Annotated in this window: 13 protein-coding genes; 4 read left to right on the top strand and 9 right to left on the bottom strand. The window is 42.0% G+C overall.

The genetic code is table 11. The features are described from left to right. Positions 1-7: 7 nt before the first annotated feature. The 7 genes from O3605_RS09355 to O3605_RS09325 form a co-directional block, all read right to left on the bottom strand. Positions 8-1,750 (bottom strand): ABC transporter ATP-binding protein, encoded by a 1,743-nt coding sequence (locus O3605_RS09355; RefSeq protein WP_371586011.1) that lies wholly within the window; start codon positions 1,748-1,750, stop codon positions 8-10. Continuing rightward, a complete protein-coding gene (locus tag O3605_RS09350; protein WP_371586009.1) occupies positions 1,747-3,474 on the bottom strand; it encodes an ABC transporter ATP-binding protein in 1,728 nt (575 codons plus the stop codon). The genes O3605_RS09355 and O3605_RS09350 overlap by 4 nt, the downstream gene beginning before the upstream one ends. A gap of 115 nt (positions 3,475-3,589) precedes the next feature. Then, positions 3,590-4,789 (bottom strand): MFS transporter, encoded by a 1,200-nt coding sequence (locus tag O3605_RS09345; protein ID WP_371586007.1) that lies wholly within the window; start codon positions 4,787-4,789, stop codon positions 3,590-3,592. Between the two features lie 58 nt (positions 4,790-4,847). Next, positions 4,848-5,585: a DUF1003 domain-containing protein gene (locus O3605_RS09340; protein ID WP_371586004.1), complete on the bottom strand. Its 738-nt coding sequence runs from the start codon at positions 5,583-5,585 to the stop codon at positions 4,848-4,850. Between the two features lie 69 nt (positions 5,586-5,654). Next, entirely contained in the window at positions 5,655-7,001 is a 1,347-nt protein-coding gene (asnS, locus tag O3605_RS09335) for an asparagine--tRNA ligase (protein WP_003007581.1), read from the bottom strand. Between the two features lie 148 nt (positions 7,002-7,149). Beyond that, entirely contained in the window at positions 7,150-8,328 is a 1,179-nt protein-coding gene (locus O3605_RS09330) for a pyridoxal phosphate-dependent aminotransferase (RefSeq protein ID WP_371586002.1), read from the bottom strand. 16 nt (positions 8,329-8,344) lie between these two features. Beyond that, entirely contained in the window at positions 8,345-8,791 is a 447-nt protein-coding gene (locus O3605_RS09325; RefSeq protein ID WP_524539369.1) for a cell wall elongation regulator TseB-like domain-containing protein, read from the bottom strand. A gap of 258 nt (positions 8,792-9,049) precedes the next feature. On the opposite strand from O3605_RS09325, the gene O3605_RS09320 reads away from it, so the two are divergent. Next, positions 9,050-9,496, top strand: a complete 447-nt coding sequence (locus tag O3605_RS09320) for a MarR family winged helix-turn-helix transcriptional regulator (protein ID WP_003001765.1) — start codon at positions 9,050-9,052, stop codon at positions 9,494-9,496. 118 nt (positions 9,497-9,614) lie between these two features. On the opposite strand, the gene yaaA is transcribed toward O3605_RS09320, so the two are convergent. Beyond that, entirely contained in the window at positions 9,615-10,340 is a 726-nt protein-coding gene (yaaA, locus tag O3605_RS09315; protein WP_371585999.1) for a peroxide stress protein YaaA, read from the bottom strand. Between the two features lie 99 nt (positions 10,341-10,439). Between yaaA and O3605_RS09310 the strand changes: the two genes are divergently transcribed. The 3 genes from O3605_RS09310 (at position 10,440) to O3605_RS09300 (ending at position 12,897) form a co-directional block, all read left to right on the top strand. After that, positions 10,440-10,907: a DUF1836 domain-containing protein gene (locus O3605_RS09310; protein WP_371585998.1), complete on the top strand. Its 468-nt coding sequence runs from the start codon at positions 10,440-10,442 to the stop codon at positions 10,905-10,907. After that, positions 10,882-11,529: a PAQR family membrane homeostasis protein TrhA gene (gene trhA / locus O3605_RS09305; protein WP_003011253.1), complete on the top strand. Its 648-nt coding sequence runs from the start codon at positions 10,882-10,884 to the stop codon at positions 11,527-11,529. Before O3605_RS09310 ends, trhA begins: the two co-directional genes overlap by 26 nt. Before the next feature lie 63 nt (positions 11,530-11,592). Beyond that, positions 11,593-12,897: an aminotransferase-like domain-containing protein gene (locus tag O3605_RS09300; protein WP_371585997.1), complete on the top strand. Its 1,305-nt coding sequence runs from the start codon at positions 11,593-11,595 to the stop codon at positions 12,895-12,897. A gap of 18 nt (positions 12,898-12,915) precedes the next feature. On the opposite strand, the gene O3605_RS09295 is transcribed toward O3605_RS09300, so the two are convergent. Next, positions 12,916-13,164, bottom strand: a complete 249-nt coding sequence (locus tag O3605_RS09295; RefSeq protein WP_061590618.1) for a hypothetical protein — start codon at positions 13,162-13,164, stop codon at positions 12,916-12,918. Between the last annotated feature and the right edge of the window lie 86 nt (positions 13,165-13,250).

The following is a 13,250-nucleotide window of genomic DNA, read 5'->3' as shown; positions in this document are numbered from 1 at the left end:
TACCATTCTAACTAATCTGTTGCTGAGCTGTCTGCATCTTGTAGTAAACACCTTGCGCTTGCATTAGCTCTTCATGAATGCCATGCTCAACTATATCACCATCGACCATGACAAGGATCATATCGGCATTTTGAATAGTCGATAAGCGGTGAGCAATGATAAAGCTAGTCCGTCCCTTCATGAGCTGATTAAAGGCATCTTGAATCAAGACCTCCGTCCGAGTATCGATGGAGGATGTAGCCTCATCTAAGATCAAAATCTTAGGAACTGAAAGGAAAACCCGCGCAATCGTTAAGAGTTGGCGTTGGCCTTGGGACAAAGACTCTCCAGCATCTGAAAGATAAGTATCGTACCCTTGTGGCAACTGCCGAATGAAGAAATCTGCATTGGCTGCCTTAGCTGCTTCTATGACTTCTTCTCTAGTTGCATCTGGACGAGAAAAGGCGATATTTTCATGAATGGTCCCGACCTTGAGCCAGGTTTCTTGTAGAACCATACCAAACTGTTGGCGGTAAGAAGCACGAGTGTAGTCCGTAATTGGTACCCCATCAATCGTGATCTCTCCAGAATTAACAGGGTAGAAACGCATGAGCAGATTAATCAAGGTCGATTTTCCTGCTCCTGTAGGTCCTACAATGGCAACCTTACTGGCTGCTGGAACCTGAATGGTTAGATCTTTGATCAAGGTCCGCCCCAAATCATAGCCAAATGCAACGTGTTCAAAACCAATCGCACCTTTAACATCCTGACTATCCAGAACCCGTTGCCCTGTCTCTTCGACCTCAGTTTGATCCAAGACGCTGTACAAGCGCTCTGCGCAGGCAAGGGCACTTTGGAGTTCTGACAAGACAGAGGAGATATCATTAAAAGGCTTGGTGTATTGGTTGACATAATTGAGAAAGGTCACCAATTGACCAACAGTAAAGTGAGATCCCGAAATAATGCGTACAGCACCAAATCCAGCCACTACTGCATAAATCAAGGCATTCACAAAGCGAGTGGCAGGGTTGACAGTTGAAGAATAAAAGACAGCGGATTGGGAATAATTGGCATAGCTTTCATTCGTCCCTTTAAAAGCCGTACGGAATTGATCCTGAGCATTAAAGGACTGGATCAAACTTTCCTGGGTCAAAGACTCTTCGATCAACTGAGTTTGAAGACCACGCGCCTTGGTCTGCTTTTGGAAAAGCGTATAAGAACGCTTGGCAATGAAACGAGCAATCAAGAGAGATAATGGAGTCAAGACCAGAACTGCTACCATCATAAAGAAATCCAATTCTGCCATGGTCACGATGGTGACAAGAATGGTTAAGAGGCCAACAAAGAACTGGTTAAAGACCATCAGAAGACCGCTATTGAGTTGCTCTACATCGGTCGTAAGGCGACTGACAAAGTCTCCGCTCCCTTGTTTATCTAGATAAGACAAGGGCAATCGGTGTACTTTTTCCATCACTTCTGCTCTCAGGCTTTGGCTAAACCGATAGACCAATTGATTGTAGACAAGAGGATTGATCCATTGAATCAAGGTATTGGCCACAATGACCAGAACCATTTGGATCAAAACAGGCCATAAGACTGTCATCCCTTGAGGATTAATGACCAAGTCAACCGCATGTCCAATCAGGATCGGTAACCAGACTGTTAGGGCCACTTGAGCGATGGTTCCGAGACTAGCTAAAATCAGGAGCCCGGGATGGTGAGCAAAATCTCTAAACAGACGTTTTACATAACTAGAACGTTTTTGACTCATGCTTCCTCCCTCCCGTGTTGTGAATAATGAATTTCTTGATAAATCTCATTGCTAGACAAAAGGAAATCGTGATTTCCCAGTCCTACTTGATGTCCCTTGTTCAAGACTAAAATCTGATAAGCAGACTTGAGACTATTGGTTCGTTGAGATACTAAGATCAAACTCGTATCACTCAATTCTTCTTTTATCGATTTTAAGAGACGTGCTTCCGTCAAATAATCCAAGGCAGAAGTTGAATCATCCAAAATCAAGAAAGGAGCCTTCTTCAAAAGGGCACGCGCAATGGTCAACCGCTGACGTTGGCCTCCTGAGAAATTTCGGCCAAAGGCTTCCACTGGCTCATCGAGTTGTCCTTCTTTTTCACGGACAAAATCAGCCGCCTGAGCTATTTCTAGGGCCCACCACAAATCATCATCCGATAGACCTTCTTCCATCCCTAGTAAGAGATTCGAGCGGATAGTCCCTCTAAAGAGCTCTGCCTTCTGTGGGACAACAGCCACCCATTCCCGCCACTCCTTGAGAGTTCTAGGAGAGTGACCTTGATGATAGAGGGCTAATTTCCCCTGACTAACGGCATACAAATGACTCAATAACTGAACCAGGGTGGATTTCCCAGATCCTGTACCACCGATAATTCCCAACATCTGTCCATGATCCAGATCAAAGGAAATATTTTCTAGAGCTGGGCTTGAAGCCGTTGGATAAGTGAAAGAGACTTTCTCTGCGCTGATCGCTTCTTGCTCTCTTGCAGTTTCTTCTGGCAGAGCTTCTAAGAGGTCTTCTTCCTTCAAATCAAAAATCTCTTGGACACGCTTGGCTGATATATAGCTGACATTTAAAGACGTAACCAGCATAGCCAGTTTGATCAATTCTGTTAAAATTTGTAATAAATAATTGACCAAAGCGACCAACATCCCTTGGGTTAGAAGGCCAGCAGAGTTATTCAATTGTCCCTGCCAAATGACACAAACCAAGGTCGTATTGACCACAAGGAAGGTCAAGGGACTGACCAAACTAGACCAGATACCAGCACGAATTTGCCAAATCTTGTAGTCCTGATTGACCTCTCTAAAATCTTCTAATTCACTAGCATCTTGTCCAAAGGCCCGAATCACCCGCATCCCTTGAAATTGCTGACGCGTCACCGTAACCATCCGGTCTGTGATTTTCCGAATCTTAGCAAAGAGCGGATTGACAATCCGAGACATGATGACAATAATCAAGGTTAAAATCGCCACCATCCCCAAGAACCAAAGAGTAAGTTTAGGACTGATGGTGAAGGCCATGATGATAGATCCAAAGACAATGATCGGTGCCCTCAAAAAGAGACGCAAGAATTGGTTGATCCCAACCTGGATTTGATAGGTATCAGAAGTGAGACGGGTTACCAAACTAGAAGTCCCGATCCTATCGCGCTTATCCTTTGGAAGCGATAAGATCTTCTCATACAAATCCTTGGTCATCTCGCGGGTAAATCCGACAGCTGCTTTAGAAGAAAAATACTGAGCCGTAATAGCTACGACAACACCAAAGCTCGCAAATAAAAACAAAACACCAATTGTCATCACCACTGCGCTCGTTTCCTTTTTCGGAATGACCTGATCGACTAAGTGGGCGATGATTAAGGGGACACACAATTCAAAAATAGCTTCTAAGAGTTTAAATACGGGCCCTAGAAAAGTTTCCCATAAATAGCCCTTAAAATACTTCAATAATGATTTCATACGACTCGATTCTTTTTTTATAGATATACATATTTTACCACAAATTCTTAAGATGAAAAAACTCTCCCTGCATAGCAGAGAGAGTTGAATACTGACCAGATGAAGGTCAGAAATCTTATTCCTTCTTTGTTACCTTACTTAAGATCTTTCCCATTTTCCCCAATCCAAACATCAAGAGAGGGAAAGATAGGAATGTTATCAGGCCTAGCACAAGAAAGACTGCTACAAATCCACAACTATCAATGAACCAACCAGTCAAAGGGAAAATGACAATCATAGATAGACTAAACATCATCGAATTGATACTCAGCATGGTTGCTCGCACACTGGATGGCAGATAAGCTTGTAAATCATTGTAGTAGATAGGTTGATAAACGGCATAAAGGGCATTGGTCAAGAGATAGACACTCAGATAGGCAAATGGAGTCTTGAATGTTACCAAAAGCAAGACCAAACCTGTCAGTGCAACCAGAATCGGAAAGACTTGATTACTATTCCATTTTTTCCCGATTTGACTGGCCAAATAAACCGCTAGGAGATTGAATCCACTACCAATTAACATGATGAGCGAAACTTGCCAACTGGCTAAGTCACTAATTTTCTGTTGGTAGTAAAAATAAAACATACACATGATGGTCCCTACCAACTGATAGGTGAGCATCCAGTAAAACAAGACTGGTTTGTCCCGCCATTCTTGTTTCACTACCTCCAATATCCGCTTTAAGGTCAAATGATTTCTTTCATCACTCTTGCTCTCTGGCTCTTTCATCAGAAAGATCAAAAGAATGGAAAGCAAGGAAAGACCAATAGCAATATAATAGGTCCAAGCCAATGCTCCGTGAATAAAGAAGCCTGCCACAACTGTACCTAAAGTTCGGGTGACTTCGGCCACACCAGACAAGAAGCTAGAAATCTGAAGATAACGGTCCTTTTGTCCCGCTTCCACCGCTGAATCAAATAAGAAAGCTGTACTGGTCCCCGAGTCAAAATTATAAGACCAAGCATTGACCATCATAGCAATGGCATAGATCCAAAAATTCCCCTGACCAAATAAAATCAAGATCGAGGATCCAATATTGGACAAGCGAGCCAAATAAAGATTGGTCTTGTAGCTAAAGCGATCGGCCAACATACCAGATGGGATCTCACATAAAAGGCTCGTCCCATGAAAGATACTCTCTAATAAACCAATCTGAAGCAAAGAAAGACCATTTTGAATAAAAAAGAGAATCCAAAAACTGGTGATTCCAAAATAAGATGTAAATTCCAGACCTGCTAGGAGTGAAATATTGCGTTTGTAAGTTCTTTTAAACATTGTTTTTCCTCTTTCAATAGATTATATAAGTGTTTCTAAAAGACTTACTTAGAGTTGCCTACATCTTCTCCACCTCCTTCATTTTTTCTTGATTCATTTCTTGACGCAGCTGGGCCACTTGATTAGACAAGGACACCAACAATTCGGTTTGCAACTTTTGAATTTCCAGTAAATCCGTCTGGTCTTGCTGCACCATATGATCAATCTTCGTATGCAGTAAGCGAATTTCCCGTTCAGACTCCATATTGACGTTAAAGTCATTTCGCGCTTGCAGGCGATCATAATCTGCTGCCCTGTTTTGGCTCATCATGATCAAAGGAGCTTGAATCGCCGCAATCGTAGAAAGTGCTAGATTCAGCAAGATGAAAGGGTAAGGATCAAAATTCCAGCCAAAGGGATGCAAGACATTAATCAACATCCAAATAGCCATCATCAGGATAAAACTAATGATAAAAGTCCATGAACCACCAAAGCGTGCGACAGAATCCGCCACCCGCTGGCCGAAGGTATAGCTGGCTGTCAAGCGGTCTTCAACGTTAAAGGGACGCTCGCTTTCAGGCATGACAGCTGTCACCTGCTGTTTAATGGCTTCGTTTTTATCATTGGCACGATCAATAATCTGACCTAGATAATCCATACAATATTGGCTCAAATTTTTATAGGTGATAAAATCATCCATTTGACTTTCAGGATAGGAAGTCTTGAGCATCTGTTGAATGGAATGGTCCAGATCTGCGATCAAAGCCCCCTGACCATCCTCGTATTCTTTCCCATCGATGATGTCTATTTTCAGCATTGAGTTTCCTTTCATAGTTTTTTTGACGCAGATAAAAGTGAAAAACGCCTAATGGCGTTTTTACGTCTATTAAGGTTTGATACGGTGCAACATACGTGGGAATGGAATAGCTTCACGGATGTGTTTAGTACCAGCTGCGAAGGTTACCATACGCTCGATACCGATACCAAATCCACCGTGTGGGACTGTACCGTATTTACGAAGATCAAGGTAGAATTCATACTCTGTACGATCCATGCCAAGTTCATCCATTTTTGCAACAAGGGCATCGTAGTCTTCCTCACGCATAGAGCCACCGATGATTTCTCCATAGCCTTCTGGAGCAAGCAAGTCTGCACAAAGCACGCGCTCTGGATTTCCAGGAACTGGTTTCATGTAGAAGGCCTTGATAGCTGCTGGGTAGTTCATGACAAATGTTGGCACACCAAAGTGGTTTGAAATCCAAGTTTCATGTGGTGAGCCGAAGTCATCACCATGCTCAAGATGCTCGTAGTCAGCATCTTCATCATTTTCATGCTCTTGCAAGAGATCAATGGCTTCATCGTAAGTGATCCGTTTGAATGGCTCCGCAATATAGCGTTTCAAGAGCTCTGTATCACGTTCCAAGGTTTCCAAGGCTTGAGGTGCACGGTCCAAAACACCTTGTAGAAGAGCTTTGACATAAGCTTCTTGCAAGTCAAGTGATTCATCGTGTGTCAAGTAAGAGTACTCAGCGTCCATCATCCAGAACTCAGTCAAGTGACGGCGAGTCTTAGATTTTTCAGCACGGAATACTGGTCCAAAGTCAAAGACGCGACCAAGGGCCATAGCACCAGCTTCCAGATAAAGCTGACCTGATTGGCTCAAGTAGGCTGGTGTTCCAAAGTAGTCTGTTTCGAAAAGTTCTGTAGAATCTTCTGCAGCATTTCCTGAAAGAATGGGACTATCAAACTTCATGAAGCCATTCTTATCAAAGAACTCATAAGTTGCATAGATAATAGCATTACGGATTTGCATGACAGCGACTTGTTTGCGTGAACGCAACCACAAGTGGCGGTTGTCCATCAAGAAGTCTGTCCCGTGTTCTTTAGGAGTGATTGGGTAATCTTGAGATTCACCGATCACTTCGATGTCTGTAATATCCAATTCGTAACCAAATTTAGAACGCTCGTCTTCTTTGACAATACCAGTCACAAACACTGATGTTTCTTGGCTCAAGCGTTTGATGGTATCAAATTTTTCAAGCCCCACTTCTTCGCCGAATTTTTCGATAAAGTTTGGTTTAAAAGCCACACCTTGGAAAAAGGCAGTCCCGTCACGCAATTGCAAGAAAGCAATTTTTCCTTTACCTGATTTGTTGGCCACCCAAGCACCGATGGTCACTTCTTGACCAACATAGTCTTTTACTTCGATGATAGTAATCCGTTTTGTCATCATTCATCTTCCTTTTTTCGTTAAACTTGTCCGAAGACATTATCTTCTTAATTGTATCATAAAAAGGCTTTCAGTGCTAGGCTCTACCTGTGAAAACCAGATTTTTTTTAAAGAAAAAGATCCTCAGCTCATTACTAAGGATCTTGTAATTTTATTTTTCCATAAAGGCCTTGAGTCGGCGAACAGCTTCTTTAAGGGTATCCAAATCTGTCGCATAAGACAAGCGAACATTTTCAGGGGCACCAAAGCCAGCTCCCGTTACTAAAGCAACCTCTGCTTCTTCTAAAATTGCTGTGGTAAATTCCGTCACATCTGTATACCCCTTCATCTCCATGGCCTTCTTGACATTTGGGAAGAGATAGAAGGCTCCTTGAGGTTTGATGGCTTCAAAACCAGGTACTTCATTCAACAAAGGATAAATAGTATTCAAGCGCTCTTCAAAAGCTTGACGCATGATCTCAATAGAAGATTGATCTCCTGTTAGGGCTTCGATTGCGGCATATTGGGAAACGGTTGTTAAGTTGGATGTTGTTTGGCTAATCACCTTGGCCATAGCTCCGATAATCTCAGGATCTCCTACAGCAAAACCAACCCGCCAACCAGTCATAGCATAGGTTTTAGAAACTCCGTTAATCACGATAGTTTGCTTGCGAATCGCTTCTGATAAGCTAGAAAGAGGCGTAAAGGTATTGCCATTGTAGACCAATCGCCCATAGATATCGTCTGCCAAAATCAAGATATCATGCTCGACAGCCCAATTTCCGATTGCTTGGAGTTCTTCTTTACTGTAGATCATTCCTGTTGGATTGGATGGCGAATTCAGCAAGACTACCTTGGTCTTGTCTGTCCGTGCTGCTTCCAGTTGCTCTACCGTTGCCTTGAAGTGATTTTCTTCTGTTGTTTGGAAAGTAACAGGTGTGCCTTCTACCATCTTAACCTGGTCTACATAAGAAACCCAGCAAGGGGTTGGAATGATGACTTCATCACCTGGATTGATGACAGAAGTAAAGAAGGCATAGAGGATAAACTTAGCACCAGTACCGACCACAACCTCATTTCGGTTCACAGCATAGCCATAAAACTCTTTCATATAGTCGCTAATGGCTTCCTTCAATTCTGGAAGTCCAGATGCGACCGTATAAAAGCTAGCGCGACCATCCTCAATGGATGCGACTGCTGCTTCTTGAATATTTTTTGGAGTCGCAAAGTCAGGTTGACCAAGGGTCAAACTTAAGATATCACGACCTTCTGCTGCCAAAGCTTTGGCACGCGCATTTGCAGCCAAGGTCACACTTTCTTCCATTTCCAATACACGATTTGATAATTTCATATTTCCTCCTCAAATCTTAAAAAACACCGGTGACTTTCCCAGTCTTGAAATCCACCACATAATAGGAGCTCCCAGCCTTGACTTCCCAGATCGGTTTGCCTTTAAAGCGTCCAAAAGTTACCCGATCAATCGCGTCCTGACTCTTCTCTTTGACGACAAAAGCTGCCTCTTTAGAACTAACTCCTTCTTTCAAAGGGTAAGTATAGACTGCATCATCCACCTGCCCTACTAAGACCGCTAGTTCTTTCCCCTCTTGGTCCTTGCCAATAAAGGAAAGATACGCTTCTTTACCATGAAAGAAACTCTCCGTCTCAATAGTCGCAATCGAAGAGTGAGACAGAGCTATTTTTCTTGCTTGCGCCATTTGATCCTGCAAGCGATCAGAAGTTTTTTCAGCAAGAAATAGCCAAGAAAAAAGGACCGTCAACGCTAAGATACAGACTCCTATTATATGTTGCCATATTATAAAAAGATTATTTTTCTGTTTCACTCCCCCATTATACACCAAAGCCACCTAGAATTCTATAGATTTTCAAGAAAGAATTGTTACTAACATTTCATACCTGTTACAATGTTTTAGTATAAAATTGTTTGATAAACAAATTAAAATTAACACCTTTACTATCATTTGTTCATAGTTTAATAAATTTGTCACAATTTTGTAACTAATTTGAAAATAAAATTAAACGACAGAAATACTATTTATTGATAAAATATAGATATGGAAAATTTAAAGAGATTATTCAAAGAAGCAAACGTAGATTTAAAAACTATGATCGTCTTCCACAAGGCAGAACGATTGATCCGTGCGTCTGAGGCTCATATCTTTAAAAAGCACCAGTTGACACCAACTCAATTCTCTGTACTTGAGACCTTGTACAGCAAAGGCGATCTCCGCATTCAAGATCTGATTGATAGCATTCTTGCGACCTCTGGAAATATGACTGTGGTTATTCGCAATATGGTCCGCGATGGTTGGATTACACGCGAAACCGATCCAGAAGACCGCCGTGCTTATCTTGTATCTATTACAGATGCCGGTCGTAAAAAGATCGAAGAAGCTCTTCCAGATCATATCAAAAATATTCAACGCTTGATGCAAGTCTTTAATAGTGGCGAGCAAGCTGAGTTGACAGAACTCTTGAAGAAATTCAAACATATCGCCTAAGCCTACTGCTCAAGACGATTCTGACTCCAAAATCCTCTATTTTGGAGTTTTCATCGTGCATTCTCTTTATCTAACAGATCAAAAAAATATTCCTGACGCTTCTCAGGAATATTTTTATTTATTCTTTCACAAAGACCCATTCCTTCTCTTGCGATAAATCCTTACGATAAGAGAAACCTGCCACTTCTAGTGATTTCAGATCTTCTAGCTGGGTGATTTCTTTCTTCATCATAGCTGTCACCATGGCCCCACGTGCTTTTTTTGAAATCGTCGAGTGAATCTTCAGTGTCCCACCACGATTCTCCATGAATTTGATCCGAGTCATTCGCTCACGAATAGCTTTTGAGAAGACCTGTTCAAACTCAGAAGACAAAAGGGATAAGACCTGTTTCTCACCTTCTACTGCCTGATCATAGTCCTCTTTCCAGAATGCCTTTAGAGACTTTCCAGCTGGTTTTAGCTTCATCATAAAATCTAAGCGATGGGGAGCAATTCCTTCATAGGCAGGTAGTACACCGTATAAAGCAGTCGTGATCAACAAATGTTCCTGCAGATAAACCTGCTCTTTTTGGGATAAGTCTTGACGCTCGATACTACGGTACATGAGGCCATCAAACAGTTCCAAAGCAGGATAGGTTTTAGCACTCCCAGCTAACAGAGCCTCAATTCTTTCTTTTTCTACTAGGGCTCTTTCTTCTGAGATGCCGTAAAAGGTCGCTAATTCTTCTAGGGAGAATGCCTTCAAAGCTTGAAGGATGGTTTTTGTGTTCTCTGACAAGGGTTGGGGCTCGACGATACGAGCCTGTTCGTTCAGTTCTTTGGCGGATGGAATTAATAGTTTCATAGGTCTATTGTACCATATTTTTCAAATTTTCTTGACAGGAGTTTTTATAAATGTTATTATCTAGTTATAAAAACTAGATTAAAGAAAGGTGAAGATTTCGTGTCCACTTTTTCCTATCCAACGTGGGAGCAACTGCCTGAGCTAGACCTCTATCTCGATCAGGTCCTTCTTTATGTCAATAAAACCTGTGCACCTGTTCTCTCTTCTTCAGACAAGGGCTTGACGGCTGCCATGATCAACAATTACGTAAAACATGGCTATGTCGAAAAACCAGATAAGAAGAAATACCAGCGTAGACAGGTGGCTCGCTTGATCGCTATTACAACCTTAAAAACGGTCTTTTCTATTCAGGAGATCGCTTCTACTTTAAATTTCTTGCAGGATCAGGCAAGCTCAGATCTTCTATATAATAGCTTTGTCGCTTATCTCAATGAGCAAAAAGAGCCGATCGCTCCCATCATTCGCTCTGCCTGTCAGACAGTTCAACTCTATCTTGAAACCCTATCTTATATTCAACCAGCAACAACGGAGGAAGAAACTGATGAATTACACCATGAAACTAAGTAAAAAATTATCCTTTGGAGAAGAGATCGCAAATAGCGTAACCCATGCTGTTGGCGCCCTCCTCATGTTGATCTTGCTTCCAATCTCAGCAGTCTATAGCTTTGAGCAACACGGTCTTCTCAGTGCTTTTGGGACTTCTATCTTTGTGATCAGTCTCTTTTTGATGTTTCTGTCTTCGACCGTCTACCATGCTATGTCTTATGATTCACCTCAAAAGTATGTGCTTCGTATTATCGACCATTCCATGATCTACATCGCGATCGCAGGTAGTTACACACCGGTTGTCCTTACCTTGATGAACAACTGGATGGGCTACAGCATTATTTTGATCCAATGGGGGACCACCATCTTTGGTATTCTCTACAAAATCTTTGCCAAAAAAGTCAATGAAAAGTTCAGTCTCGCTCTTTACTTGATCATGGGCTGGTTGGTCATCTTTATTATTCCCCAAATCGTTAGCCAAACCAATCCGATCTTCTGGGGTCTCATGCTCATGGGCGGTCTGTGCTACACGGTTGGAGCTGGCTTTTATGCTAAGAAAAAACCATACTTTCACATGATTTGGCACCTCTTCATCCTTGCAGCTTCTGCTCTTCAGTATTTAGCCATCGTTTACTTTATGTAATACTGCCACCACTCTTCGGAGTGGTTTTTTTGTGATTTTTTCTGTACAATAGTAAAAAACTGTATGGGGACAGTCAGGATGAAGACGAGCAAATACCAACAAATTATTCATGTACTAAAAAAAGCCATTCAAGATGGAAAACTGGAAACTGGAGAGAAAATTCCCTCCGTTCGCCAGCTAGCTAGTCAATTTTCTTGTAGTAAGGACACCGTGCAACGGGCCTTGCTGGACTTGACTTACCAGCACTTCCTCTATGCTAAGCCTCAAAGTGGCTACTATGTTTTGGAGCAAGCACCTAATCGACATGAGGATCTTCCACTAAAATTAGAGAAAGACCGCAACCAGGCTTTCGAGGGCTTCCGAACCTGTATCAATGAAACCTTGATTGGACGGGAGAATTATCTCTTTAATAACTTTTCGGACCAAGCAGGCTTACTCGAAGTACGGCAATCCATTCAAGGCTTATTAAAGGAGGAAGGGATTTATACGACTGCAGATCAGATTGTTTTGACTGCTGGTACTCAGCAGGCACTTAATATCCTCAGCCAGATTGACTTTCCCAATAAAAAATCTCAGATCTTGATCGAGCAACCAACTTATCATCGGATGAACCAACTCCTAGATTCGCAGCAACTTGCCTACCGTACCATTCAACGTAATTTAACGGGGATTGATCTCGAGGAACTTGAAGAGATTTTCAAAAGTGGCCATATCAAATTCTTCTACACGATCCCTCGTTTTCACTATCCGCTTGGTCATAGCTATTCGACCAAGCAGAAAGAAGCGATCTTGCAACTAGCTGACCAATATGATGTTTACCTTGTTGAGGACGACTATTTGGGAGATCTTGATGGCAGCAATGCTCCATCTTTTCATTATTTGGATCAAAAGGACCGAGTCATCTATATCAAATCTTTTTCGACCAATCTCTTTTCTGCTCTTCGCATCACTTCCATGATCCTTCCCCAAGCCCTTTTAAAGCCGGTCTTGACCTATAAGACGATTCTGGACTATGATAGCAATCTCATCATGCAAAAGGCCTTAAGTCTCTACATTGATAATGGTATGTATCTGACCAATAAAAAACGACTCCTAGCCAGAAAAAAAGAGGAAGAAGAAAGATTGAAGACCTTGATGGATCAGTCTTCTCTTCTCCCTCATCTGACCCTGACCCACGATGGGATCCTACTAGATCTTCATCAGGTCAAATCTCTTGCTGCCTTAAAACACAGTGGACTCCCGCTTGATTTCTTTGAAGCAGCCTACATCACTTCTTGTCCTTATCAACTCGCCAAGATCAAATCAGCAGATGCTGCCAACGTTTTACCAAAACTTACGCCTTTTTTTGAAAGAGAAACCCTCGTATAGACTATACGAGGGTTTTTCTTATTTCTTTAATTGCTCATAGATCAGTTTAGCATTTTGAAGGCCGATCCGATAATCGAGGCGAATCAGGCGAATCGCTTCCATCTCTGGTTCTTTGAGGTACTTCTCTTTTTGTTCCTTAGAAATACTACCTGGTTTAAGAAGATAGTGAGTGAATTGATTTCTGACTTTATTGAGCTCAACTTGAAGGGTGAAATAAAGTCCAAATAAGACAATGACAACTCCCATCAGGATCAGATCGTTTGACATGGTGTATGCTCCCTTTTTCTGTTCTTTTCTTTATTGTACAGCTTTCAAGAAAGAAAAACAAGAGGCTGGGACAAAAGTCCTAGCCT

The sequence above is a fragment of the Streptococcus sp. 27098_8_99 genome, from assembly GCF_041431935.1.
GTDB classification, from domain to species: domain Bacteria; phylum Bacillota; class Bacilli; order Lactobacillales; family Streptococcaceae; genus Streptococcus; species Streptococcus parasanguinis_D.
Note: the sequence above shows the minus strand (reverse complement) of the source record. Positions and strands in the feature narration are given on the sequence as shown.